This window comes from Desulfatiglans parachlorophenolica (assembly GCF_055394735.1).
Map to the genome: position 1 here is coordinate 783,927 of NZ_AP042460.1, position 25,177 is coordinate 809,103.

Consider the following 25,177-nt stretch of genomic DNA (forward strand, 5'->3'; position numbering starts at 1 on the left):
TCATGCAAGAATTTTCTGTGATCGGAAAACGGATCCCCAGGGTGGACGCCCTCGCCAAGGTCACGGGGGAGGCCAGATACGCCGCGGACTATGAGATGCCCGGTATGCTCTGGTGCAAGATCGTCAGAAGTCCGCACGCCCACGCGAAAATCCTGAACATCGACACGAGCCGTGCCGAGCGGCTCCCGGGCGTCAAGGACGTTTTGACGGGGAAGGATTTCAAGGGATGGAAATGGGGTTGGATGCCTAAAACCCGTGAGGAGGAGCCGCTCGCAGCCGAACGCGTGCGCTATCTCGGGGAGGCGGTGGCGGCGGTCGCGGCCGTGGATGAAGACACGGCGGAGGAAGCGGCCCAGTTGATCCAGGTGGAGTACGAACCCCTTCCCGGTGTGTTCGATCCGGAAAAGGCTATGGAGGACGGGGCTCCGCAGCTTTATGACCATGTGAAAAACAATGTCAGCTGGGATTTTCACATGGACTTCGGCGACGTCGAAAAGGGTTTCCGTGAAGCCGATCTCGTCCAGGAGGACCGTTTCGAAACCGGCCGGGTCATCACCGGTTACCTGGAGCCGCCCGCCGCCGTGGCGGTGTACGACTCATCGGGCATCACCATCTGGGCGGCCAAACAGAGCCCTTATTTCGTCTATCGGCACCTGGCGGCCTGCTTCAACCTCCCGCTCAGCAAGGTGAGGGTGATCCAGCCTTTCATCGGCGGGGGCTTTGGCGGAACGAAGAATGATTCCCTGGCAGGCGACTTCTGCTCGGTCCTTTTTTCGAAGCGGACCGGCAAACCGGTGAAGTTCGTCTACACCATGGAAGAGGTCCTCATGACCTGCCGGCGGCGTCACAACATGATCGTCTACAACAAGACGGGGATGAAAAAGGACGGCACCATCACAGCCATGCACAGCCGGGTCATCGCCGACGGCGGGGCCCACACCGCCATCGGCCCGCTCACCATGTACCTGACCGGGTCCATGAGCACCCTTCCCTATAAACTCCCCAACTTTAAACACGATGCCTATCGCATTTACACCAATAACCCGATCGGCGCCGCCATGCGCGGTCACGGCGTTACGCACACCCGGTTCGCCGCGGAGCTCCAGATGGAGATGATGGCGGAGAAACTCGGCATCGACCCTGTGGCCGTGCGGCTCAAAAACGCCATCACGGCGCCCCACGAGACGGTCAACAAGGTCACCGTCAAGTCCTGCGGCTTGGTGGAAGGGATCCAGACCCTGGCCGAGAGCGAGGCCTGGAAGACCAGAGACCAGCGGAAGGGGAGCGGGCCGGTCATCCATGGCACGGGCCTGTCCGCCACGTCCTATCTCGGCGGCGCCCGGCAGCGCGGCCACCAATCCTGCGCGGCCGTCCTGCGGCTCTGCGAGGACGGGACGATCGACTACCTCACGGGAGCGACGGACTGCGGGCAGGGCTCCGACACGGTGCTCTGCCAGATCGTGGCCGAGGAACTCGGTGTCGGGATGGAAGATGTCGATATCAAACGCGTCGATACGGCCGTGACACCCTGCGATGCGGGGAGTTACGGGAGCCGGGTCACGGTGCTCGCCGGCGAGGCGGCCCGCCGCGCGGCGATCGACATCAAGGATCAATTGGCCCGCTTCGCCGCGCGGGAGTGGGAGGCGAACCCCGAGGACATCGTTTTCAAAAATCGGATGGTCAGCGTAGCCGGATCCCCCGAAAAGACCATGCCGTTCGATCAGCTCGCGAAGATCGCCTGCTATTCGGGCTCGGGGGCGGTCATCATCGGGAAGGGGTATTCCGATTACGGCATCGACGTCCTCGACTTCGAAAAAGGGATCGGCAACTGCGGCACATCCTACAGCTTTACGTCCCAGTTGACCGAACTGGATGTGGACCTCGAGACCGGCTTCATCCGCTGCACGGACATGGTGATCGCGCACGACTGCGGCAGGCCGTTGAACCCCGTCAACGTGGAGGCGCAGAACCAGGGCGCCGCGATCCAGGGCATGGGGCAGGCGCTCTACGAGGAGTTCCGGATGGACCACGGAAGGACCCTCAACCCGAACTTGGCCGACTACAAGATGCCGCTCGCCCCAGACATCCCGCGGATCGAGGTCATCGACATCCTGACGGATGACCCGTCCGGCCCGTTCGGCGCCAAAGAGGCCTCCGAAGGGGCCATCGTCAGCACCCCGCCGTCTGTCTTTACGGCGGTGCATCATGCAACGGGCATCTGGTTCAAAGAGCAGCCGCTGACCCCCGAGAAGGTGGTGATGGCCCTGCGGAACCGCAAACAATAGGAGGTAAAGGATGGATTTCTATCCATGGTGGACGGACGAGCAGAAGGCGTTTGCGGCGGAGGTCCACGCCTTTGTGCGGGAACTCATGCCGCGGGACGCAGAGTCCCGGTGGAAGCGGGAGTTTCCGTGGGACATCTTCGAGAAGATCGGAGAAAGGGGGTACACCGGCGCCGGCGTGCCCAAGGAATACGGCGGGCTCGGGCTTGGCGCTACGGGGGCCTGCATCGCCGCGGAGGCATTCAGCCGCATGCCCGGACCGGGCCGCGTCTTCATCGGGAACATGCTTGGCGGACTCCGCCAGGTCATTGAATTCGGTTCGGAAGAACAGAAAAAGCGTTTCCTCCCCCGCATCGCACAGGGGGAGATGGGGGCCATCGTGATTACGGAGCCCGTCGCGGGCACCGACGCAGCAGCCATTGAAATGACGGCTCGACGCGGGGGGGATGTCTATCTCCTCAATGGGAAAAAGCGCTACATCGTCTCCGCAGGCGTGGCCCAACGCTACATGGTTTACGCGCTGACAAGCGACAAACCCGAGGACAGAAAACGGTACCGACACCTGACGGCGTTTGTCGTCGAAAAGGGTTCACCCGGCTTTACGGTCGAAAAAATCAACGAGATCATAGGCTTCGAAAACATCCAGAACGGGGCGCTCGATTTCAAAGACGTCCCCGTCCCCATGGACCAGGTCCTTGGCGAGGAGGGGCAGGGCTGGTCCATCATGACGGCCGGCCTCAATTTCGAGCGCACGCTGATCTGCGCGCAGACCGCGGCCTGGATGGGCGAACTCCTCCGTAATACGGTCCCCTACGCCGAACGGCGGGTCCAGTTCGGCCGGCCCACCATCAGCTTTACCAACAACCAGTTCAAGATAGCCGACATGGTGAGCCGGGTGAAGATCTCCCGGTTGCTCACCTATTACACGGCCTACCTGTGGGACCTCGGCTGGGATATCACCCTCGAGTCCAATGTGGCCAAGGTCTACAACTGCGAAGGGGCGGTGGGCGCGAGCCTCGACGCCATCCAGGTCATGGGAGGGGACGGGTTGACGCCCTTCTACCCGCTCTCGGCCATCTACGGTGTCTCGAAGGTGGAGAACATCGCGGGCGGGACTATGGAGGCCTGCAGGATGGTGATCCAGCGCGCCGCCATGAAGCAGATGGCCGAGGATCTGAAGATGTGCCGAAGGGTGATTCATGCAGAACTCGGTGTGCCTGTCCCGGCCGCGACCGAGCCCGAAAAGGCCCGATCGATCGATGAGGAAAGCCTCCTGAAGGTTCTGGGAGAGGATTACCGGGCCAATCCCGGCCTGCACATGAGCCGGGATGACATCAAGGCCTTTTTCGATGTGGATGACAAGGATCTCGACCAGGTGCTCGTCGACCTGGAAGGCAAAGGCGACGTACGGCTGGTCCGCGACAAGAAAGGCATCGCGCTGGCGAAGGCCAGCTATGAAGGCCTCGGCAAGGCCTTTCCCCTTGACTATTACAAGTGGTTTCCCTCCTGGATCGATGAAGGCAGGGTCTTTTAGCGTTATGTCGTGTCGATGTTTTCTGTTAAAGGGTGCTGAGCGGCGGCTTTCGCTGAAGGGTGGGAGCCGTCTGTGGGGGTGGCAGGACAAGCTCTGCGACAGGGTGCCTGCCGGAGCTTCGAAAGGGGGTGGGAAGCGGGAAGATATAGGATTCGGTTGTCAGACTGTCTTCATTATCGGATCGGAAGATCTGTTTTCTATGAATACATGACAGAAAGAATGGAGGGCAACATGAAGAAAGTCTTTTTGATCATCGCCTGCATAACCCTGTTCCTGGGGTTTACCGCCATCGAATCGAAAAGCGAGACGATTGTACTCAAGGCCGTAACAGGTTTTCCCAAAAATCACCTCAATAACGACCCTGTTCCAATCCTGGTGGACAAAATCAACAAAAGGGCCGAGGGCAAGCTGCGCATCGATTGGGTGGGAGGACCGGAGGTCATACAGAGTTTCGACCAGATCCACGCCTTGAAGGCGGGCACCATCGACATGATCCTCTATTATCCGTTCGGATACCTGAAGCCGATCATGCCGGAGGCTTGGGCAAAGGGGTTAACGGAGTTGGCTGAATGGGAAGAGCGCAAGACCGGGGCCTACGACCTCTGGTGCGAGATCTTCGAAAAGCGTGCGAACGCGAAGTACCTCGGTCGCCTGCAGAGCTTTCTCCCGTTCAAGCTGTTCGTCAACAAGAAGATCGAAAAGGTGGATGACATCAAGGGGCTGAAAATCAGGGTCCAACCCCTCTATATTCCGTTCATCAAGGCATTGGGCGCTACGCCGGTCAGCATCCCGCCGACCGAGATCTACACGGGCATGGAGCGCGGCGTCGTGGATGGCTTCATGTGGCCCAATGTGGGCGTTATCAGTTGGGGCCTGCAGGAGGTGACCAAGTATGCGATCGAGCCGGGGGTCTTTCAGATGGAGCCTGCCACGATGATCAATCTCGACAAGTGGAAGAAGATCCCTCCGGATGTCCAGGACCTGATCATGGATGTGATGCAGGATATGGAGTACATCGGCACGATGCGCAACACCATGATCGAACAGACGGAAGAGAAGGTCCGGAAGGCGGCGGGCATGGAAACGCTGATTCTGCCGCCGGAGGAAGCCCAGAAATTCCGGGCCATCGCCTATGACAAGACCTGGGAATATGTCATCGAGGCAGCCCCCGAATATGGCCCCAAATTGAGGGAATTGACCTCGAGAAAGGCGATTCCCAAAGAGGTGTTCCCTTGGGATTAGCGGGCGTAGTGTCGCCTTGCCGCCTATGCAGACTCGCCCTTGTCGCGCAAAGCATCGGGGGGGCGCCCGTGATCCATTCACGCTGTCTGCGCCCCTCTTCGCGCGCGGAGCAACCTTGAACGTTAGAAGGCGAATGCCGAGAGGCGGTTGTTTGCGAAAGGGTGTGTGCCATTCCCGATTTCAGCGGCTTTCGCGCTGAAGGAACCGGTGACAGGGGTGTCGATCGTGACGTTGCTTGCGGTGGAAACCCCATTCCTGCACAGGGGTCTAGCGTATGCAGAAAAAAAGGGTTTTTGATTCGATCATCGACTTCATGGCGCTGCTGGGAGGGGTGCTCCTCGTGGGTGCCGTCCTGGTTATATCTGTGGAGATTTTCATGCGATATTTTTTCATGAAACCACTGATCTGGACGGTTGAGGTGTGTGAATACATCCTTTTTACCATGACCTTCCTGGCTGCGCCCTGGCTCCTGAAGAAGGGGGGACACGTCGGCGTGGACATTCTTGTCGAACGTATGAACCTCAAGCTGCAGGGCTGCTTGGGGGTGTTTTCTTCACTCACCGGTGTTTTTGTTTCGGGGATCGTCGTCTGGTTCAGCGGGGCCGCCGCATGGAATTCTTACCTCAACAGGGTTTTGATCACCAAGACCATGAATGTGTATGAATTCTATTTTCTGGGTCTGATCAGCCTGGGATATCTCTTGCTTCTGGGGCAGTTTGCGAGACAAGGCTTGCAGCATCTACGGCGGCTGAAGGAGGTGAACTGATGGCGGAATGGTATGTTATCCTGGTGCTCATCGTTGGATCTTTTCTGATCCTTCTGGCCGCCGGTCTTCCTGTGTTTCTCGCCTTCACGATCGTGGATGTCGTAGGGATCTATTTTTTGTGGGGTGGCGGGCATGGCCTGGAGCAGTTCATACGATCGATTTTTTCATCGATCAGCAGCTTCGTCCTTCTGCCAGTGCCGCTTTTCGTATTGATGGGGGAGTTGCTGTTTCATTCCGGGGTCTTTATACGTGCGCTGGACAGCCTCGATAAATGGATGGGACGGATCCCGGGCCGTCTGTGCCTGCTGAGTGTCGGGGGCGGGACCCTTTTCTCGACCCTGAGCGGTTCGAGCATGGGCACGTCGGCTATGCTCGGCTCCCTGCTGCTCCCCGAGATGGAGAAGAGAGGGTACCACAAAACCATCGCGATTGGTTCATGCATGAGCGGAGCCCTGGCCATGATCATACCCCCGAGCGCACTGGCCGTGGTGCTGGGATCGCTTATGCAGGTTTCGATCGGCAAGATGCTCCTCGCAGGCGTTGTGCCAGGGCTTTTGCTGGCGTGCATGTACGTGGCCTATATCGTTTTGCGGTGCAAGCTGCAGCCGAATCTCGCTCCCGACTATGTCCCAAAAGCTGTTTCCTGGTCCGAGAAGTTCAAATCCCTAGCGACCCATGTCCTGCCTTTCGGTGTCATCATCTTTGTGGTCACCGGTCTGATCTTTGCGGGCCTGGCCACGCCGACCGAATCGGCGGCAATGGGGGTCATGACGACCGCCGCCGTTGTGGCCGTCTACGGAAAACTCAAATGGGGGGTGATGCGCAGATCGCTGGATTCCACCCTCAGGATCACGGTCATGATGCTCATGATCCTGACCGGCTCGACGGCCTTCAGCCAGATCCTTGCGTTTACGGGTGCAAGCCGCGGGCTCGTGGAACTGGTGGTCAGCTTTCCTTTTCCCCACTTGGCGATCATCGCCGTGATGCAGATGCTTATGATCATTCTCGGGACCTTCATGGAGCCGGTCTCGATCATGATGGTGACTTTTCCGATATTCACCCCGATCGTCAAGACGCTCGGCTTCGATCCCATCTGGTTCGGGTTGCTGACTCTCATCAACATGGAGATCGGTATGAAAACCCCGCCGCTCGGGCTGTGCCTCTTCGTAATGAAAGGTGTCGTACCGGAAAAGACGACTATGCTGGACATTTACCGGTCCGTTGTTCCGTTCGTTTTGATCGACATGACAGCCATGATCCTGATCCTGTTTTTTCCGACCATAGCGACCGTATTGCCGCACTTTATGAAGCATTGAGGGTGATACTGCAAGAGGTTAAGGCGGTGCTCCTGTCTTTCTTAGAAGCGTTTGTATAGAGTCATGTAATCGAGCAATGTAAAGGAGAATCATGTCGAAAAATCTTTTACTGAAAGAATTGTCACGGTATGACATCGGCACCTATGCGGACATCGTTTATCGCAATGCGCTGCTTTATGCGAATGAGGAGGCATTCAAGTGCGGAGAGGACACGGTGACCTTCTCGCAGTTCAATGCCTCGGTGAACCGGCTGATTGAGGCTTTGCGGTCCATAGGCATCGAAAAGGGAGATGTATTGGGGGTTCTCAGCTGGAATTGCCTCGAATATCTGGATGTCTATGGAGCAGCTATGAAAGGCGGGTTTATCATCTCGCCTTTCAACCCAAGGCTGAAAAAAGATGAGTTGGATTACGTCATCAATTACTCCGAATGCAAGGTGCTCTTTGTGGGCCCGCAATTACTCGAAACGGCGCTTTCATTGAAGCAGCGGCTCCCTGGGGTGAAACACATCGTCGCTTTCGGCGATGCGCCGGAGGGGGTTTGCGAATACCGGGCTTGGACGGCCGGCCGGGAAGAGCGGGAACCCGCTGTCTATGCCGAAGAGAGCGATCCTCTGTTCCTTTTCTACACCAGCGGGACCACCGGAGTGCCGCGCGGCGCCCTATACACGCAGGCCCGGAGCATGGATGACACAAGACGGTTTGCCACTGCCCTGAGCCTTGAAACCGGTGACAGGCACGTGCAGATCATGCCCCTTTTCCATGTAGGCGGGACCAAGAATCTGTGGGGCTACTTTTTTGTGGCGGGCAGCAACGTTCTTATGCCCCAAATATCGTTCGATCCAACTGCTACGATGCGGGTGCTGCAGGACGAAAAGGCAACCGATATCCATATCGTTCCGACTCATCTCGCGGCATTTCTGGCCCTTCCCGATGTGGACAGCTACGACCTGGGCCACCTCAAGAGGATGTTTTATGCCGCCTCGCCGATGCCGGTGGAACTGCTGAAGAAGGGAATGGAAAAATGGGGCCCCGTCTTTATGCAGTTCTATGGTGCAACCGAAAACGGCCCGAATGTCCTTGTCCTCTCGAAGCGTCAGCATCATGTGCTGCACAAGTCGGTCGAAGAGCAGAAGATCCTTGCCTCCGCGGGTTTTCCGCATATCGGTGTGCATGTGCGGATTATCAACGCCGAAAGGGAGGATTGTGAGCCGGGAGAAGTGGGAGAGATCGTTGTCAAGAGTAAGGCCACAATGGTAGAATACTGGCGCAAACCAGAGGACACCCGGCAGACGGTGGTGGATGGCTGGGTGTCCGCAGGGGACTTGGGATGCTACGATGAAAACGGTTACGTCTACATCGTCGACCGGAAAAAGGATATGATCGTTACCGGTGGGGAAAACGTCTTCCCGCGGGAGGTGGAGGAAGTTCTCCATCAGCACGGAGATGTCCTGGAGGCGGCGGTGGTCGGGATCCCGGACCCGTACTGGGTCGAAAAGGTGCACGCGGTGGTAGTTTTGAAGGCCGGAGCGCAGGCCAGCGGTGCGGACCTCATTACGTTTTGCAAGGGGCGACTGGCTGGATACAAGGCCCCCAAGTCGGTGGAGATCGTGGCGGATCTGCCGAAAAACCCGGCCGGAAAGATTCTGAAGAAGGAGATCAGGCAGAAGTATTGGGCCGATCGTGACAGAAAAATCTAGGTTTCAGAGGTGGGGCGTTTATTCTGCACCCCTTGGCTCGTGCTGCAAGATCGTGTATTCCCGTGCCCTATGACGGTTGGAGGAAAACGAATGGAGAAGTTGCTTCCAGGAAAACGAATTCTCATTGTCGACGATGAGCTGGATGTTTTGGAAGCTTTGGAAGAGCTTCTGACAATGTGCACCGTAGCGAAAGCGGACTCGTTTCAGGCGGCGAAAGAACTATTGGAGAACGAACGGTTCGATATCGTTGTCCTGGATATCATGGGTGTCGACGGTTACGAACTGTTGAAGATCGCTAATAGTAGAAATATGGTGGCGGTGATGCTGACTGCCCACGCGCTCAGTCCAGAAAATATCAAGAAATCTTTCAAAGGGGGTGCCGCCTCCTATCTACCGAAGGAAGAGATCTCGGAAATCGCGTCTTTTCTCGAGGAAGTGCTTCAGGCCAAAAATGAGGGCAGACATTTCTGGTCCGGCTGGCTGGAGAAATGGGGGGATTATTACGACAAGAGATTCGGCCCCGAATGGCGCTGCAGCGACAAAGAATTTTGGGAAAAATTCAAATACTGGATATAGTCATTGGGGTCGGAACAATCTATCTGATGGAATTTGCATTGTTTTCTTGTTTAACAATGGTATTTTCCTGCTTTAGAAAGGGGGTTTTGGAGGCCAGATAGCTACTTTAAGCGATTTTGCACCTTTCGAGCTTTAGTTCAGCACCTGGATTGATTTTCCGTAAATCTTGCCTGGAGTCTATTATCGCTACATGAGCTTCGTCCGCATTGTCTGATTTCCATCCTCTATTAAAGTGTAGCAGTTTGTTTCGCTTTTTGGAACGAACAAAAGGCTCTAAATTTCCCTGCCATTTTGAAGACCCTTCCGAGCTTCCCCACGCTTAGAACAGCCATTTTCTACTGAAAATTGAGCGTCTAAGCAAAAAAATCCCTCAAATTAGAGGGATTGTGCCAATTTATTCAGTTGGTTAGCTTGGTCCGACCCCCATTGGAATGTTTTCTAAATGGCAATTCAAAAATATTGTAAATTGCCTAATAGGTTACAAAATGAATTAGAATCATAAATTGGTGATAAATCTAATCAAGGATCTGAAATATAATATATTGGGATATATAGTAAAATAGTTAATCACATCTAAAAAATTCTGCAAATACAATTTTTTCTTGACTTCAGTTTTTGCCTAATCGTAAAGTCTATAAAAATGAAACTTGTATTTTAGGAAACAACGGGGCGTGCCTTGGACGAGAAGACCATCATCGAAAAGATCAAGCGCATCAGGGCCAACAAGAACATCACCTTGAAGGCCCTTGCAGGCAAGACCGGTTTGACCGAAGGGTATCTTTCCCGCATCGAGAAGGCCACCAGCGCACCGCCCATCTCGACCTTGACCCGCATCGCGCAGGGTCTCGACATCGATGTTTCCTATCTCCTGGCAGGTGGGGGCGAAGACCTGGAGAACAGCCCGAGCATCGTCATAGGCCGCAAGGAAGACCACAACGCAAAGGACGCGGCTGGCGCCTTAGGGACCCTCAAGCATGGCTACCGCTTCGAGCCGCTCGCCTCCGGGAAGCGGGGCAAGAACATGCAGCCTTACATCCTCACCCCCGATTTCGAGGCTGGAGAGTTTCTGCAGCACGATGGCGAGGAGTTCTTCTATGTACTCGAGGGCAGGATCGAATTTCTTTACGGCACGGAGAAGTACGAGTTGAGCCAGGGGGACTCCGCCTACTTCGACGCCCAGATCCCGCATACGGGCAGGAGCCTCGGTGAAAGAAAGAGCAGGATCCTGATCATCCTTCACAGCTATAAACGGTATTGAGCCTCCGGGCTCGGTCAGAGGATGTGGAACGATGGCATTCGAAGATCTGATAGCGCCTTTCCGGTTCGTTCAGGAGGATCCCTTTCGCAGGGTAAAAGAACTCAAGGCCGCCGGCCCCCCCTCCCTGAAGGTCATCGGATTCCTTTTCCCCGACGTTCCCGAGGAACTGCTGCATGCCTTCGGCGTACTGCCTTTTGCCGTTCCGGGCACCGTGGGCAGTGTCGACCGGGCCTATGCCTCTCTGCCGACCTTCTCCTGCCCGTTCAACGTCAGTCCGCTGGAGGCGGCGCTGCAGGGGGAACTGGATTTTCTCGACGGTTTGGTCATTCCATACAGCTGCGATGCCATGCGGGCCTTCTCGCATGTCTGGGAGACGAATTTCCCGGGCCTTTTCAACTACACCCTATGGCTCCCCAAGGCTGCGGATGGTGCGGGTGCAAGGGCTTTCCTCGAGCAGGAACTCTTGAGGATGAAAGGGGCCTTGGCCGATTTCCTCGGGGAGGCTGTTCCAGATGAAGCGCTCCTCGAAAGCATAAAAATTTTCAATCGCAACAGAGCGCTTCTCAGATCCCTCCACCGGAGGCAATCGTCGCCTTCCACGGCCCTCTCCAACACGGACTTCATGACGGTGGTCCGGGCATCGGCCCGCATGCCCAAGGTGGAGCACAGCGACAGGTTGGAAGCGTTGCTCGAGGCGCTTCCGGTTGGAGCGGCCGAAGAGGCGGCACCCGGTCCGAAATCCATCCGTGTATTTCTCTTCGGGAGCGTCTGCGATGTAACCGAAGTTTACCGCTGCCTGGATAAGGCAGGCATGATGGCGGTCGAGGACAACCTCTACAACGGAACGCGGTATTACAATGAAGACGTCGACGAAGTGGGCGACCCGGTGGAAAACCTCGTCGCCAGACATTTCCGGAAGGATCCGATGAGCTGCTATCACTACCGGGAAGGACGTTTCAGGGAGTCTTTGAGGCGCAGGATCGTCCGCGCCGCGATCGACGGGGTCGTGTATCTGTGCCCCAAGAACTGCGAGGTCCTCCAGCTGGACTACCCCATGGTGAAAACCCTCCTGGACGAAATGGACATTCCGTCGTTGTTTGTCGAAGTGGATCACACGCTGGGCTCCAGCGCCCAGCTCGAGACGCGGCTGGAGGCCTTCGGAGAAATGATTCTCGAACGGAAAAGCGGAGGGGTCTAACACCGCCATGCAGACGCTCAAGCTCTTGAAGAATCTCAATGATCGGTATTACGAGGATGCCAGGAATGCGTCGGCAGAGGGGAAGAAAGTGGGCTTCGTCAACGTGTTCGCCCCCACGGAATTGTTCTATGCCATGGATATCGTCCCCATCTATCCCGAAAACCACGCCGTCTTCATCCAGGCGAGGAAGATGACCGCCGAGATCAGTGAAAGGCCTCAGGCGCTGGGGTACACGCCCGGGATCTGCAGCTACGCCATGTGTGATCTCGGCTCCGCGCTCACGGGGAAGAGCCCGGTCGGAGGCCTTCCGCGACCCGACTTCTTTCTTACGACCAACTCGCAGTGCGGGACGTTGACGAAGTGGTTCGAGAGGATGAGCGAGTTCTATGATGTCCCGCTTTATCTGATCGATGTGCCTTACACCGGGGGCAAGTTCCCCGATGAGCACGCAAGGGCCTATGTGGAGGCGCAACTCCACGATCTCGTCGATTTCCTCGAAGGGATATCCGGGAACCGCCTGAAAAGAGCGCGGCTTGCGGAGGTGATCGCGACCGCCAACGAAACGACGGCCCTCTGGGCGGAGATCCTGGATGCGGCTCGCGCGGTGCCTGCTCCCCTTTCGGTCTTCGACCAGTTTTTCAGCATGGCCCCCATCGTGGCCCAGAGGGGCTCCAGGGTGGCCCTCGAATTCTACCGGGCCCTGAAGCAAGAGGTGTTGGAGCGCGTGCAGGCGGGAGTCGGAGCGGTCCCGAGGGAGAAGTACCGTCTCTACTGGGACAGTCTTCCCCTGTGGCACGAGTTGAAGTGGCTTTCCGACCTCTTTCTCTCGTACGATGCGTGCCTCGTTTCCACCGTCTATACCCTCCCCTGGGCGGACTTCCGTCTGGACTCCGAAGATCCGTTCCGCAGTTGGACGAACGAGTACGTCCACTATTTCGACTGGAATCTGAACCGCCGGGTCGAACTCATTCTCGGCCTCCAGGAGCGCTACCACCTCGACGGCGCCGTCTACCACAATGACCGCAGCTGCAAGATGTTCTCGATGGCCATCCCTGAGATCAAGCGCATCGTCCAGGAAAGGAGCGGCTTGCCCGGCTTCATCCTCGAAGGCGATCACGGGGATCCGAGGTTCCTTTCGAAGGAGCTGGTCGAGAAAGGATTAGCCAATTATTTCGATATATTGGATAACCGTAAAACACACCGAAACGCAGGGAGGCACGTGTCATGAACAAGCGTCGCGATCTCACCGTTCTCGTCGGCGGGCTGGGTTTCATGGTCCAGGAATACGTAGGCCTTATCCAGAAAGAGTTCCCCGCCCTGAACATCATTCCTTACCCGGTCCTTCAGGAATCGGACGCGAGCCAGGTGCCGGCCGGGATCGAAAAGGTCGATGTCGTGGCGTCCTTCAACGCCTATCCCCACGCCCTTCCCAGGATCGAGGACCTCAAGTGGTTTCACATCCTGATGACGGGCTACGAGCACATCCTGGCCACCGGGTTGATCCCGAAGGACGTCCTCCTGACGACGTCCGCCGGCTCCGTTTCCATCCCGGTGGCGGAGGTGGTCATGGGTTACCTGCTTTTCTTCGTCAAGAAATTCAAGGCTTCCCTCGAGAATCAGGGGATGCACAAGATGGACCGTATGCTCGGCCAGATGCGGGAACTGCACGACCGCAACCTGGCTGTCCTGGGCCTGGGGCATCTCGGCAAGGAAGTGGCGAAAAAGGCGAAACTGGGGTTCGGTATGCGGGTTACGGGTGTCGACAGCCTCGTCCCGGAGTTCGAGTATGCCGATCGGATCGTCAAGCCCGGCGAGCTCGACCAGGTGCTGTCGGAATCGGACTTCGTCGTGATCACACTGCCCCTCACCCCTGAAACGGAGGGGATGATCTCCGCAGCGCAGCTCAAACGGATGAAGCCTACGGCCTACCTGGTCAACGTGGCGCGGGGTGAGATTCTGGACAAGGCGGCCTTCACCGCCGCGTTGAAAGAGCGCTGGATCGCCGGGGCGGCCATCGACGTCTTTTGGGGCGATCCGACCAAGGAAGCGGTCCTGGACCAGGACGACGAACTCTGGGACCTGGACAACCTCTTCATCACCGCCCACAACGCCACGGGCACCGACCGCTACATCGCGAGGACCGCTCAGGTCTTTTGCGACAACTTGAAGCGCTTCATGGCCGGGGAACCCCTCGTAAACATCGTGCGTCAACGTTGAAACGGATCTTTACCCGGGTCCCGGACCTGCGATGAAGCATTCCTCACACGAATGGCAGGGAAGATCCACCCTGGAGGCCGCCGACAAAGGCCCCCGCGTCCCTCTGGGGCACCCGAAGGCCCGCACGTCGTGCGCGAAAGGGGGCCGACCGACGATGCCCCGCACTCGAGCGGGAGGCGGGCGGTTCAAGCGGTTCGAAAAATCCACCTGACATCGGAGCGAGCGCGATCATGATAACGGATATTCGAACACTAGGGGAACTCATCGACCGGGCGGCGGAGATCTGGCCCGAAAACGAGGCCGTCGTCTGGCCCGGCGGCAGGACCCGCTACCGGGAGCTGCGGGAGCGCGTCGACCGCTTCGCCTGTGCCCTTCTCCGGCTCGGGGTTCAAAAGGGGGACAAGGTCTCGGTGCTGTTCACCAACCGGCCCGAGTGGGCGGTGGCGGAGTTCGCCATCGACAAGATCGGGGCGGTCGTCGTTCCGGTGAACCCCCGCTACTCACTCCAGGAACTCGAGCACATTTTGCTGCATTCGGATTCGACCACCCTCATCATGATGGATCGCTTCCAGGAACTCGATTACGTCAAGATGCTGGGCTCCCTCTGCCCGGAATTCGAGCGCTCGATTCCAGGGGAACTCCAGTGCGGGCGGCTTCCCTTCCTCAGGAACATCATCGTTGAGGGAAGGTCGGAGCTTCTCTGCGCCTTCGACCTGGACGGGCTCATCGAGGCTGAAACCGCGCCGGACCTGGCAGGCCTCAAAAGAATTCAGTTCGAGGTGGCAGCCGACGACATCGCCCATCTGCCTTTCACGTCCGGGACGACCGGTAAGCCGAAGGGGGTGATGACGACCCATGCCCAGTACATCCGCTTCAACCTTGGCTTCATCAACGGCATCGGCGGCTTCACGGAGCAGGATCGTCTGCTGGTCGCGCCTCCCTTCAGCCACAATTTCGGCAACTCGCAGGGCATCCTGACACCCGCCTTCTGCGGCGCGGCTTCCATCCTGGTCGAAAATTTCAGCCCGAAGCAGTGCTTGAGGCTTATCCAGGACGAGCGATGCACATTTTTCGCCGGAAGTCCAACTATGTACATCCGGATGCTTCGGCATCAGGACTTCGAGACGTTCGACCTTTCGTCCCTGCGCGCCGGTCTTATCGCCGCCGCCCCGGCCCCCGTCTCGCTCATCCAGGAAATCAAGCAGCGAATGGGCATCAGCGCCCTCGTCAACGGTTTCGGCATGACGGAGAACAGCGTCGGGACCTCCATGACCCGGCCGGACGACCCCCCGGAAATCCTGGCGGAGACGGTGGGCCGGCCCCTCTGGCCGGATTACGAGGTGCGAGTCGTCGACACCTCGACCGGCGAGCCACTCCGGACCGGAATGGAGGGCGAACTGTGCACCCGGGGCCCCCTGGTGATGAAAGGCTACTACAAGGAGCCGGAGAAGAGCGCCGAGCTCATCGACCGGGACGGCTGGTTCCACACCGGGGATCTGGCCTCGATCGATCCTTCCGGAAACATCCGCATCACCGGGAGGCTCAAGGACATCTACATGCCGGGGGGGCTCAACGTCGCCCCGGAAGAGGTGGAGGAGGTGCTCTTCACGCACCCGAAGGTGAAGCAGGTGTGCGTGCTGGGGGTCCCTGACCCCGACCTGGGCGAGGCCGGGGCGGCCTTCGTCGAACTGAAGCCCGGTGAGGAGGTGAGCGCGGGCGAGTTGATCGCGTTCTGTGAAGGCCGCCTTGCGAAGTTCAAGATACCGAAGCACGTCTTGTTCACCGATGACTTTCCCATGACGACCTCGGGGAAGGTGCAACGTTTCAAACTGCGCGGGAGGGCTGTCAAGGAACTCGGCCTTTGACGCTGATGATCGTTCGGTCCCCCTGCCGGGAGAACGGCCGCTGCTGAAAGTCAGATCCGGTGCAGGCGCTGTCTAACCGAAACAAACTGAAAATGTTGGAGGAACCGCTATGAAAGAAATCATGCTGGGCAACGAGGCCATTGCCCGAGGCGCTTACGAAGCCGGCCTGCAGGTTGCGGTCGGCTACCCGGGGACGCCTAGCACGGAGATCCTTCAGACCATCCGGCAATACAAGGACATCTATTGCGAGTGGTCTGTCAACGAGAAGGTCGCCATGGATGTGGCCATCGGCAGTTCCCTGGGGGGCGCGAAGACCATCGTGGTCATGAAACACGCCGGCCTGAACGTGGCCTCCGACCCCTTCTATCCCATCGCCTTCATGGGGGTCAACGGCCCCCTGGTGCTCATTTGCTCCGACGACGTCGGGGCGGTCAGTTCGCCCACCGAGCAGGACACCCGGATCTACGCGGATCTTTTTCACATCCCGATGCTAGAGCCCAGTGACAGCCAGGAGGCGAAGGATTTCATGCGGTCGGCCTTCGAGATCAGCGAGCGGTTCGACACGCCGGTGTTCTACCGGACCACCAATGGGGTCTCCCACTCGATGGGCGTCGTGGAGCTTGCGGAGCGGACCGACGGCCGCAAACCGCCCTTCGACAAGACCTCGCCCAAGTTCCGCCCACAGGGCGGCGTGCACCCCTCGGTCATGCACGCCAATGCGCACGACCGTCTGAAGCGCCTCGCGGCGTTTGCCAGTGAGACGCCCCTCAACCGGATCGAGTGGGGTGACCGGCGCGTCGGGTTCATCACGAGCGGCACCCCGTACCAATACCTGAAGGAAATGCTGCCCGAGGCCTCGTTCTTGAAGCTGGGGCTCACCTACCCCCTCCCGGAGGCGCTCATCAGGGAGTTCGCCGGGCAGGTCGAAGAACTCTATGTGATCGAGGAGCTGGAGCCCTTCCTGGAGGACCGGATCAAGGCCCTCGGGATCCCGGTGCGGGGGCGCGAACTGAGGCCCGATGTCGGCGCCCTGTCGGTCGAGATCCTCAGCGAGCGCCTCGAGGACGTGATGCAGACGTTTGGAAAAGAGGTACCCGAGCGCCGGCAGCCCCTCCCGGGCGTCATCATACGCTTCCCGACGCTCTGCGCGGGCTGCCCCCATCTCGCAGCCTACTACGCCATCCGGCAGGCTCAGAAGAAGATCAAGGAGAAGGACGTCGTCATCCTCGGCGACATCGGCTGCTATTCGCTGGGGATTGCCGCGCCCCACAACATGCTCTCGTGCGCCTTCGCCATGGGTTCGGGGATCAGCGTCGCCCACGGGTTCTGCAAGGCCCTCCAGGACCCGGCCGACAAGGCCATCCTGGCCTACATCGGGGATTCGACCTTCCTGCACGCGGGCATGCCGGCACTCCTGAACTCCATCTATAACGAGAGCAATATGACGCTCGTCCTCACCGACAACAGCACGACCGCCATGACCGGCGGCCAGGAGCACGCGGGCACCGGCGTGACCCTGAAGGGGGACCGGCACACCGCAGCGAGGATCCCGGCCATTATCCGGGCCCTCGGGGCAGAGGACATTCACGAAGTGGATCCTTACGATCTCAAGAACACCTCGCAGGCTGTGAAAGACGCCATCGGTTACCAGGGCGTCTCGGTCATCATCGCCAAAGGCGCCTGCCGGATGTTCCCGCAGAAGATCAAGTCCCCCGCCTACCATGTCGAGGATGATCTGTGCACGGGCTGCGGCAAATGCCTCACCATTTACTGCCCCGGCCTGGTCCTGTCCGGTGGAAAGACCGAGAAGGGCAAGAACAAGGTGGCCATCGATCCCTTCGTCTGTGTGGGCTGTGGACTGTGTGCCCAAGTTTGCCCGACCGAAGCCATCCAAGCGGAAGGAGGACGCGAAAATGCCTGATAAAACCAGGAATATCCTGATTGTAGGAGTGGGGGGACAGGGCGTCATTCTGGCGAGCAACGCCCTTTCGGAGGTGGCCATGGCCAGAGGCTTCGACGTCAAGAAGAATGAGGCCCACGGGCAGTCCCAGCGCGGCGGCACCGTGCCGAGCCACGTCCGCTACGGGACGAGCGTCCACTCCCCGGTCATTGCGCGCGGAGAGGCGGATATCGTCCTTGCCTTCGAACAGATGGAAGGGCTCAGGTTCGCGCATTTCCTGAGGCCCGGCGGGAAGCTGATCCTGAACCTCCAGCGCGTCTACCCGCCGCGCGTGACCTCGGGGATGGACCGCTACCCCGACGATGTGCCCGCGATCATGCGGGAGAACGGCATCGATCCCATCGAGGTGGACGCTCTCGGCATCGCCAACCGATTGAAGAACCCGCTCGTGGTGAGCACGGTCCTGCTCGGGGTGTTGTCGAATCACCTGGAGTTCACGGAGGCCGAGTGGAAGGGGGCTCTCTCGAAGCTCGTGCCGCAGAAACATCGCGACGTCAACCTGAAGGCCTTCGACACCGGGCGGGCGCTCTGAACCGCGCCTCCCCGTCGGTGGGAATGATGCAACACATCCATGATCAGCTGAGGCCCCTAATCAGTGATGAGCAGGCGCAGCTGCGCCGGGAGGCGCGGGCGTTCGCGGAGCGGGAGATCGCGCCCGTCGCCCGCCGCATGGATGTGCTCCAGGAGTTTCCGCGGCGCCTGTTCGAGCGCCTGGCCGAAAACGGCTTTGCAGGGGCGGGCGTTCCGCCCCTGTACGGGGGCACCTTCAGGGACTACCTCTCCGTGGTGCTGATTGGCGAGGAGTTCGCGCGGGTGTCGGCCTCCGTTCCGGTGGCGCTCTTTCCGCATGCGATGCTTTGCGCCCACAACGTCTTTCTCTCGGGCACCGAGGACCAGAGGAGACGCTGGCTCCCGTTCCTTGCCGCGGGGCAAAAGTGGGGGGCTATGGCCCTCGCCGAGGCCGCCGCGGGCTCCGACATCCTTTCGCTACGGACGAAGGCCGCCGAATCCGGTGCCTTCTACACCCTGAACGGCGCCAAAACGCTCATTACCAACGTCCCCTTCGCGGACATCTACCTGGTTTTTGCGAAGACCTCGGCCGCGAAGGGGCCCGCGAGCATTTCCGCCTTCGTTGTGGAAAAGCGGGCGCCCGGCTTTGGCACCGGCAAACCCTTCGACAAGATGGGGATGCGCGGGTCGCCCACGGGCAGGATTCGCTTCAAAAACTGCCGTGTGCCCCGCGAGGACCTTCTGGGAGGCGGCGAGGGGGAGGGGTATCGTCAGCTCCTGGCGGGGATGGACCCGGAGCGGGTGAGCTGGGCCTCGATCGCCCTCGGCCTCGCCCAGGCCTCCCTCGAAAGCGCGCTCTGGTATGCAGGCCGCAGGAAACAGTTTGGCAGGACGATCGATTCCTTTCAGATGATCCAGGGGATGATCGCGGACATGGCGGTGGATCTGCAGGCCGCAAGACTGCTTGTCTACCACGCCGCGGGCCTTCTGGACCGCGGGGAGGAAGCTCGTCTCTCGGCTTCGTCGGCCAAACTCTTCGCGAGCGAGGCTGCGGTCAGGATTGCCGGGGACGCGGTTCAGATCCACGGGGGTGCGGGGTACATGAAGGACCGTGCGGTCGAAAGATACTTCCGCGATGCCAAGGTGCTGACAGTGGCGGCGGGTTCGTCCGAGATGCAACGACTCATTATCGCGCATGAATTGAAGCGGAAAGGGGCTCCCATGACATGAGAGCGACGTCGGAGGAAACCATGCTTCCGGCGGGCGAAGGTTTTCCGGGGAACAGGCGCCGCCGCCCGCTGAAGGAGCGGAGCGGCATCGGGTAGCCGGTGTTTCCCGGCGATTGGAGCGGGCCGCGGGTGGGTGGCGATCGCCCGGGGCCGCAAACCTCAATTCCCTGATTCCACAGGAGGTGGGAAGATGAAGAAGCTGGTCGTTTTGAGCCTGGTTGTCGCGTTCGTGCTCGTCGTCGGAGCCCCTTTCTCTTTCGGCGCCGATGAGGTCTTCAAGATCCGTTTCGGCCATGTCGCTCCGCCGCCGCACCCCCAGAACAAGGCGGCGCTTTTCTTCAAGGATTACGTGGAAAAGAAATCCAACGGCCGCATCCAGGTCTCCGTCCACCCTCTGGGCCAATTGGGCGGCGAGATCGGACAGGCCGAGGCGGTGGGGTTGGGCACCCAGGAAATGGCCTCCATCACCTCGGAGACCCTGGCGAATTTCGTCCCACAGATGGGGCTGTTTTCGTTGCCGTTCTTTTATCAGAATTTCGAGGAACTGGAGCGCGTGTGGTCGGGTGAGGTCGGATTCCAGATCATGCAGGAGTTCACCAAGCACGGCATGTACTGCCTGGCGTGGTCCAGCAACGGCTTCAGGGACTGGGCCAACTCGAAGCACCTCATTCACTCTCCCGAAGACATGAAAGGGATGAAGCTCCGGTGCACCGAGGCGCCGGTCTACATCGACGCCTACAAGGCCCTGGGGGTCGATCCCATCACCATGCCGTGGCCCGAGGTCTTCTCCGCCACGCAGCAGCGCGTGATCGATGGGCTCGATCTTCCCGTCATCGCCCTCGAGATGATCAAATTCTACGAGACGACGAAGTACCTCACCGTGTCGAACGGCTGGCCCAACTCGGGTATCATGACGATCGTCAACAAGGGCCTCTTCGACCGCCTGCCTGACGACCTGAAGCGGGTCGTACAGGAGGGCGCCTATCAGAGCGCAAAGCTCAATCTGTCCTATACGTTGGAAGGGACGTTTCACGGCATCGACAAATGGAAGGAAAAGGGAGGCGAGGTCCATGTCCTCACCGAGGAGGAGCTGGGAGCATTCCGGGAGAAGATGGTCCCGGTCCATGACAAGTGGAGAAAAACGATTGGCCCGGAACTTTACGATCGAGCCCTTGAAATCATCAAGGAGACCAGGGCTCAGCCATAGGCAGAGGGCAGGCCGGACCGTTCTTCCTGGAAGACCTGTTTAGACCGGAGGCAGGATCGATGAAAATGATAGCCAGCGCCTTCAATAGGGCAGAGGAATTCATCCTGTGTTTCGCGCTTCTCGAGATGTCAGTCCTGGCCTTCGTCCAGGTGGTGATGCGCTATGTCTTCGGGACATCCCTCACCTGGGGGGAGGAGGTCCTGCGCTACCAGATCTGCTTCATCGCGTTTTTCGGTGCCGACATAGGTCTTCGCTACGGTGCACATATCAAGACGGAGGTGATCAACTTATTTCTGCCGGATCGTCTGAAGCCGCTCATGAACGCGTTTGTGTTCATGGCGGTATTTGCCTTTTCTTCTGCCATCGTCTATTTCGGGATGACCCTCGTCCTCAAGGTCGCCGCCAGCGGCCAGCTGACGGCGGCGACGAGGATACCCAAGTTTTGGATTTACCTGCCTATGCCGATCGGGGGATTTTTCATGGCCGTTCGCTCGGCATCCTATGTTGTGCGCGAAGTACGGAAGTTTTGTTCGAAGGCGGACCTGCAGCTCTCACCATCGTGAAACGAAAAAGGACCTCGGCAGAGTCAGGGGGAAGGCCATGCTGCACACGATAGTCATCATCTTCATGATAGTGATGCTTCTTTGCGGCGTGCCGATTGCGGTGGTCGTGGGGCTCGGTGCGATCCTTCTGATCAAGTTCGCAGCGCAGATTCCCCTGGTCGCGCTGCCGCAGGTGATGTTCAGCGGGATCGACACGACGCTTCTGTTGGCGGTTCTCTTCTTTGTCTTTGCAGGGAACATCATGAGCGAGGGGGTCCTCGCAAAACGGCTGATCAATGTGGGTAAGGCGCTGCTCGGCTGGGCGCACGGAGGGCTGGCGGTGTCGGGGGTCCTGGGCTGCGTTTTCTTCGCGGCGATCTCGGGGTCGTCCACCGCCACGGTGATCGCCGTCGGCGGTCTTCTCATCCCCGCCATGATCAAGGAAGGATACTCGACCAATTTCTCGACCGGGCTGATTACCTCCGCCGGTTCGCTGGGTATCCTGATCCCCCCGTCCGTGCCCATGATCATTTGGGCGATGGTCATGAACGTGTCCATCACACAGCAGTTCATCGCCGGCGTGGTGCCGGGTCTGATGATCGGCTTCATGCTGATCTGCTACAGCTACTATCTTGCGCGCAGGAACGGCTGGAAGGGGACCGGTCGGGTCGGCGGCAGGGAGATGCTGCAGGTCCTGAAAGAAGGGATCTGGGGGCTGAGCCTGCCCGTCGTGGTGCTCGGCGGGATCTACTCGGGTGCCTTCACGCCCACGGAGGCCGCCGCGGTCGCCGTCATCTACGCGCTGGTCATCGAACTCTTCATCCAGCGTTCACTCCGGTTCAGGGATCTCGGAAAAGTCACCCTGAACTCCGTCCTGGTCGGCTCGGCGCTGATCTTCATCATCTCGGCCGCGTCGACCCTATCCTGGTACCTGAGCTTCATGCACGTGCCGGTCCAGGCCGCGGAGTTTCTGGGGGAGGCCATCGAGCAGCGCTGGATCTTCCTCGTCCTGTGCAACATCTTTTTGCTCTTTCTCGGCTGCTTCATCGACCTGGTCTCCGCCATGCTGATCATCGGGCCGATCCTGATCCCCGTCCTCGCCAAGTTCAACATCGACCCGCTGCATTTCGGCATCATCATGATCGTCAACTGTGAGATCGGGTTTCTCACGCCGCCGCTCGGTCTGAACCTCTTCGTGGCGTCGACGATCACCAAGCGCGACATCGTGTCCGTAGCCAGGAGCACGGCTCCGTTCATCGTGCTCTTTGTCGTGGGGCTCATGATCATCACCTTTTTTCCTCAAATCTCTTTGATGCTGACGAGGCTCGGCGCCTTGTGACGGGGGAGGAGAATATGTACCTTGGAGAGATCATCAGGCGTAACGCGAAATTCTTTCCGCAGAAGATCGCTTACATGTCCGATACGCACCGTATCACCTTCCACAACTTCAACGAGCGGGTGAACCGCCTCTACAACGCGCTCCGGGAGAGGGGGCTGCGGAAGGGGGACCGGGTCGCCGTCCTCTCCTACACCCGGCCCGAATACATGGAGGTCTTCGGCGTTGCAGAGAAGGGCGGCTTCATCACGGTCCCCATCAATTGGCGTCTGAAGGGCGAGGAACTCGCATACCAGTTCAACGACTCGGGGGCGAGGGCGCTCATCGTGCAGGCGCCCTTCCTGCAGGCCATCGATGAGATACGCGGCCGGATCCCTGTTCAGCACTGCTTCTGCATCGATGCCGCCCCGGAAGGCATGGACAACTATGAAGACGTGCTCGCCGCGAGTTCGACGGCGGAGCCGGACGTGGATATCCGGCCCGATGACACCGTTTACATCATTTACACCAGCGGCACGACGGGGCGCCCGAATGGGGCGATGATCACCCACCAGGGGCAGTGGGAGTGTTCGAGGAGCATGGCGATCGAGGTTCCCATACGGCGCGTCGAAAAGCACCTGGAGGGAATGATGCTCTTCCACATCGGCCCCCGTTCGTTCCTTTTCCCGGTGTTTCACCGCGGGTGCACGAACTACCTGGTCGAGCGGTTCGACCCCCGGAATTTCCTGGAGATCATCCAGCGGGAGAAGATCACCACCACCGAACTCGTGCCCACCCAGATCGGCATGATCCTCGATCTGCCGGATCACGAACGGTATGACACCTCGAGCCTCAGGACGATCTTTTACGCCGGGATGCCCATGCCCGTGGCGCTGCTCAAGCGGGGCATCGAACGCTTCGGCCGGGTTTTCGTCCAGGGGTTCGGGCAGACGGAGACGGGCCCCTTGATCTGCTGCTTCTGCCGGGAGCACCATGACCCCTATGGCGGCGAGACGGAGATCCGTCGTCTGGCCTCCTGCGGGCAGCCGGCTATCGATGCCGACGTCCGCATCGTCGACGACGAGGGCAAGGATCTCGGTCCCAACGAGGTGGGGCAGATCCTGGCACGGCACGCATGGATCATGAAGGGGTATTGGGAGAAGCCGGAACTCACGCGGGAGACCATCCGGGACGGATGGGTGCATACGGGCGACATGGGCTATCTGGATGAAGACGCCTTTCTATATATCGTGGACCGCAAGCGGGACATGATCATCACGGGCGGGGAAAACGTGTACCCGCGCGAAATCGAGGAGGTGCTCTACAGCCACCCGGCGGTGCTGGAAGCGGCGGTCATCGGCGTCCCGAACTCCACGTGGGGCGAAGAGATCAAGGCGGTCATCGCCCTGAAGGGCGGGCACCAGGCGGCTGAACAGGAGATCATCGACTTCTGCAAGGAGCGGCTGGCGGGCTACAAGAAGCCCAGGTCGGTCGAATTCCTCGACGAGCTGCCCAAGACCGGCTCGGGGAAGATTTTCAAGCGCGCACTGCGTGAAAAATACTGGAAGGGTGCGGGGCGGAAGGTCATAGTGGACGGATGATGGCGGGGCGCTGCTGAAAAAAAAGCCTTTCCGGCCAGGGAGCAGGTGGCCTTGCGGGCGATGACGTGCGGTTTACCCGCCTGTCGGTGTTCCTTGTCGGCGGTTCATCGCCGAGACAGTGAACTGCATCGAGAGATTTCCTCGAAACATCGATCGATAGGGACGGTTACGGTGATGAGTGGAAGAAGCCTGCTGGCAAACAAGAGGATCCTGATCGTTGACGACGAGCCGGACGTGCTCGATGCCTTGACGGAACTGCTTTCCGATTGCCGCATCGTGACGGCGGAAAATTTCCAGGATGCGAAGCAGTTGCTCGAAAGCGAACCTTTCGATCTGGCCATTCTGGACATCATGGGCGTGAACGGATATGAACTTATTGATATTGCCAATAAAAACGATGTGATTCCCGTGATGCTGACAGCTCATGCCCTGGCCCCGGATCACATCATTCATTCTTATCGGCTGGGCGCGGCATCCTACCTGCCGAAGGACGTGATGCCGGAACTGCCGATCTTTCTCGAAGATATCCTCGAGGCGAAGGCGAAGGGAAAGAGCACCTGGTGGCGCTGGTTCGATAGACTGGCATCGCTCTGGGAACGGAAATTCGGGAAAGAGTGGCAGAGCCGGGAAAGAGAGTTCTGGGAGAAATTCCCCACACTCTAGCTAGTTTCCATCCGGAAATGGTCTTTTTTGCCAATCTCGGCGTCAATCTGCACGTTTGCTTGTGCGGCGACCCACAGGTCGCCTCCGCGCAAACGCTTGATTTCCTTGATATTGGCCAAAAATCCTCATTTCCGGATTGGAAACTGGGTTCTATAGGAAAATCATTTCCGGATGGACACTAGCTAGTTTCCATCCGG

General features: G+C 59.0%; 21 protein-coding genes. All 21 read left to right on the forward strand.

Translation table 11 applies throughout. The features are described 5' to 3' along the window. Positions 1-2 precede the first annotated feature (2 nt). The 21 genes from ACZ500_RS03670 (at position 3) to ACZ500_RS03770 (ending at position 25,162) form a co-directional block, all read left to right on the forward strand. Positions 3-2,285, forward strand: a complete 2,283-nt coding sequence (locus tag ACZ500_RS03670) for a xanthine dehydrogenase family protein molybdopterin-binding subunit (RefSeq protein WP_464231183.1) — start codon at positions 3-5, stop codon at positions 2,283-2,285. A gap of 10 nt (positions 2,286-2,295) precedes the next feature. Continuing rightward, the gene (locus ACZ500_RS03675; protein WP_464231184.1) at positions 2,296-3,816 is read left to right on the forward strand and encodes an acyl-CoA dehydrogenase family protein; all 1,521 of its coding nucleotides are present in this window, start codon (positions 2,296-2,298) and stop codon (positions 3,814-3,816) included. A gap of 231 nt (positions 3,817-4,047) precedes the next feature. Beyond that, positions 4,048-5,058 carry a TRAP transporter substrate-binding protein DctP gene (gene dctP, locus ACZ500_RS03680; RefSeq protein WP_464231185.1) on the forward strand — a complete coding sequence of 337 codons (1,011 nt, stop codon included), beginning with the start codon at positions 4,048-4,050 and terminating at the stop codon, positions 5,056-5,058. A gap of 274 nt (positions 5,059-5,332) precedes the next feature. Further along, the gene (locus ACZ500_RS03685) at positions 5,333-5,824 is read left to right on the forward strand and encodes a TRAP transporter small permease (protein ID WP_464231186.1); all 492 of its coding nucleotides are present in this window, start codon (positions 5,333-5,335) and stop codon (positions 5,822-5,824) included. Then, complete coding sequence (locus ACZ500_RS03690) at positions 5,824-7,140, forward strand: TRAP transporter large permease (RefSeq protein WP_464231187.1); 1,317 nt, start codon at positions 5,824-5,826, stop codon at positions 7,138-7,140. The genes ACZ500_RS03685 and ACZ500_RS03690 overlap by 1 nt, the downstream gene beginning before the upstream one ends. 91 nt (positions 7,141-7,231) lie before the next feature. Next, positions 7,232-8,839 carry a class I adenylate-forming enzyme family protein gene (locus ACZ500_RS03695; protein WP_464231188.1) on the forward strand — a complete coding sequence of 536 codons (1,608 nt, stop codon included), beginning with the start codon at positions 7,232-7,234 and terminating at the stop codon, positions 8,837-8,839. Between the two features lie 90 nt (positions 8,840-8,929). Continuing rightward, positions 8,930-9,415, forward strand: a complete 486-nt coding sequence (locus ACZ500_RS03700; protein ID WP_464231189.1) for a response regulator — start codon at positions 8,930-8,932, stop codon at positions 9,413-9,415. 676 nt (positions 9,416-10,091) lie between these two features. Then, positions 10,092-10,673, forward strand: a complete 582-nt coding sequence (locus tag ACZ500_RS03705) for a helix-turn-helix domain-containing protein (protein ID WP_464231190.1) — start codon at positions 10,092-10,094, stop codon at positions 10,671-10,673. Positions 10,674-10,704: 31 nt separating this feature from the next. Then, positions 10,705-11,871 carry a 2-hydroxyacyl-CoA dehydratase subunit D gene (locus ACZ500_RS03710; RefSeq protein ID WP_464231191.1) on the forward strand — a complete coding sequence of 389 codons (1,167 nt, stop codon included), beginning with the start codon at positions 10,705-10,707 and terminating at the stop codon, positions 11,869-11,871. Positions 11,872-11,878: 7 nt separating this feature from the next. After that, positions 11,879-13,099, forward strand: a complete 1,221-nt coding sequence (locus ACZ500_RS03715) for a 2-hydroxyacyl-CoA dehydratase subunit D (protein WP_464231192.1) — start codon at positions 11,879-11,881, stop codon at positions 13,097-13,099. Beyond that, on the forward strand, positions 13,096-14,088 hold the full coding sequence (locus ACZ500_RS03720; protein ID WP_464231193.1) for a D-2-hydroxyacid dehydrogenase: 993 nt from the start codon (positions 13,096-13,098) through the stop codon (positions 14,086-14,088). The genes ACZ500_RS03715 and ACZ500_RS03720 overlap by 4 nt, the downstream gene beginning before the upstream one ends. Positions 14,089-14,318: 230 nt before the next feature. Then, a complete protein-coding gene (locus tag ACZ500_RS03725) occupies positions 14,319-15,953 on the forward strand; it encodes an AMP-binding protein (RefSeq protein ID WP_464231194.1) in 1,635 nt (544 codons plus the stop codon). Between the two features lie 109 nt (positions 15,954-16,062). After that, a complete protein-coding gene (locus ACZ500_RS03730) occupies positions 16,063-17,874 on the forward strand; it encodes a thiamine pyrophosphate-dependent enzyme (RefSeq protein WP_464231195.1) in 1,812 nt (603 codons plus the stop codon). Then, complete coding sequence (locus ACZ500_RS03735) at positions 17,867-18,445, forward strand: indolepyruvate oxidoreductase subunit beta (protein WP_464231196.1); 579 nt, start codon at positions 17,867-17,869, stop codon at positions 18,443-18,445. Before ACZ500_RS03730 ends, ACZ500_RS03735 begins: the two co-directional genes overlap by 8 nt. Before the next feature lie 23 nt (positions 18,446-18,468). After that, entirely contained in the window at positions 18,469-19,653 is a 1,185-nt protein-coding gene (locus tag ACZ500_RS03740) for an acyl-CoA dehydrogenase family protein (protein ID WP_464231197.1), read from the forward strand. A gap of 189 nt (positions 19,654-19,842) precedes the next feature. After that, the gene (locus ACZ500_RS03745) at positions 19,843-20,859 is read left to right on the forward strand and encodes a TRAP transporter substrate-binding protein (RefSeq protein WP_464231198.1); all 1,017 of its coding nucleotides are present in this window, start codon (positions 19,843-19,845) and stop codon (positions 20,857-20,859) included. Between the two features lie 59 nt (positions 20,860-20,918). Further along, positions 20,919-21,422 carry a TRAP transporter small permease gene (locus ACZ500_RS03750; protein ID WP_464231199.1) on the forward strand — a complete coding sequence of 168 codons (504 nt, stop codon included), beginning with the start codon at positions 20,919-20,921 and terminating at the stop codon, positions 21,420-21,422. A gap of 37 nt (positions 21,423-21,459) precedes the next feature. Then, positions 21,460-22,740, forward strand: coding sequence for a TRAP transporter large permease (locus tag ACZ500_RS03755; RefSeq protein WP_464231200.1), 1,281 nt, complete (start codon positions 21,460-21,462; stop codon positions 22,738-22,740). Positions 22,741-22,754: 14 nt separating this feature from the next. Further along, positions 22,755-24,317 carry a long-chain-fatty-acid--CoA ligase gene (locus ACZ500_RS03760; RefSeq protein ID WP_464231201.1) on the forward strand — a complete coding sequence of 521 codons (1,563 nt, stop codon included), beginning with the start codon at positions 22,755-22,757 and terminating at the stop codon, positions 24,315-24,317. A gap of 174 nt (positions 24,318-24,491) precedes the next feature. Further along, complete coding sequence (locus ACZ500_RS03765; protein ID WP_464231202.1) at positions 24,492-24,980, forward strand: response regulator; 489 nt, start codon at positions 24,492-24,494, stop codon at positions 24,978-24,980. 17 nt (positions 24,981-24,997) lie between these two features. Further along, positions 24,998-25,162, forward strand: a complete 165-nt coding sequence (locus ACZ500_RS03770) for a hypothetical protein (protein WP_464231203.1) — start codon at positions 24,998-25,000, stop codon at positions 25,160-25,162. The last annotated feature ends 15 nt before the right edge of the window (positions 25,163-25,177 follow it).

Excerpts from the sequence above, each read along its gene's own strand:
- ACZ500_RS03670 (WP_464231183.1), top strand. The coding sequence starts at position 3 with ATGCAAGAATTTTCTGTGATCGGAAAACGGATCCCCAGGGTGGACGCC.
- ACZ500_RS03675 (WP_464231184.1), top strand. The coding sequence starts at position 2,296 with ATGGATTTCTATCCATGGTGGACGGACGAGCAGAAGGCGTTTGCGGCG.
- dctP (WP_464231185.1), top strand. The coding sequence starts at position 4,048 with ATGAAGAAAGTCTTTTTGATCATCGCCTGCATAACCCTGTTCCTGGGG.
- ACZ500_RS03685 (WP_464231186.1), top strand. The coding sequence starts at position 5,333 with ATGCAGAAAAAAAGGGTTTTTGATTCGATCATCGACTTCATGGCGCTG.
- ACZ500_RS03690 (WP_464231187.1), top strand. The coding sequence starts at position 5,824 with ATGGCGGAATGGTATGTTATCCTGGTGCTCATCGTTGGATCTTTTCTG.
- ACZ500_RS03695 (WP_464231188.1), top strand. The coding sequence starts at position 7,232 with ATGTCGAAAAATCTTTTACTGAAAGAATTGTCACGGTATGACATCGGC.
- ACZ500_RS03700 (WP_464231189.1), top strand. The coding sequence starts at position 8,930 with ATGGAGAAGTTGCTTCCAGGAAAACGAATTCTCATTGTCGACGATGAG.
- ACZ500_RS03710 (WP_464231191.1), top strand. The coding sequence starts at position 10,705 with ATGGCATTCGAAGATCTGATAGCGCCTTTCCGGTTCGTTCAGGAGGAT.
- ACZ500_RS03715 (WP_464231192.1), top strand. The coding sequence starts at position 11,879 with ATGCAGACGCTCAAGCTCTTGAAGAATCTCAATGATCGGTATTACGAG.
- ACZ500_RS03720 (WP_464231193.1), top strand. The coding sequence starts at position 13,096 with ATGAACAAGCGTCGCGATCTCACCGTTCTCGTCGGCGGGCTGGGTTTC.
- ACZ500_RS03725 (WP_464231194.1), top strand. The coding sequence starts at position 14,319 with ATGATAACGGATATTCGAACACTAGGGGAACTCATCGACCGGGCGGCG.
- ACZ500_RS03730 (WP_464231195.1), top strand. The coding sequence starts at position 16,063 with ATGAAAGAAATCATGCTGGGCAACGAGGCCATTGCCCGAGGCGCTTAC.
- ACZ500_RS03735 (WP_464231196.1), top strand. The coding sequence starts at position 17,867 with ATGCCTGATAAAACCAGGAATATCCTGATTGTAGGAGTGGGGGGACAG.
- ACZ500_RS03740 (WP_464231197.1), top strand. The coding sequence starts at position 18,469 with ATGATGCAACACATCCATGATCAGCTGAGGCCCCTAATCAGTGATGAG.
- ACZ500_RS03745 (WP_464231198.1), top strand. The coding sequence starts at position 19,843 with ATGAAGAAGCTGGTCGTTTTGAGCCTGGTTGTCGCGTTCGTGCTCGTC.
- ACZ500_RS03750 (WP_464231199.1), top strand. The coding sequence starts at position 20,919 with ATGAAAATGATAGCCAGCGCCTTCAATAGGGCAGAGGAATTCATCCTG.
- ACZ500_RS03755 (WP_464231200.1), top strand. The coding sequence starts at position 21,460 with ATGCTGCACACGATAGTCATCATCTTCATGATAGTGATGCTTCTTTGC.
- ACZ500_RS03760 (WP_464231201.1), top strand. The coding sequence starts at position 22,755 with ATGTACCTTGGAGAGATCATCAGGCGTAACGCGAAATTCTTTCCGCAG.
- ACZ500_RS03765 (WP_464231202.1), top strand. The coding sequence starts at position 24,492 with ATGAGTGGAAGAAGCCTGCTGGCAAACAAGAGGATCCTGATCGTTGAC.
- ACZ500_RS03770 (WP_464231203.1), top strand. The coding sequence starts at position 24,998 with ATGGTCTTTTTTGCCAATCTCGGCGTCAATCTGCACGTTTGCTTGTGC.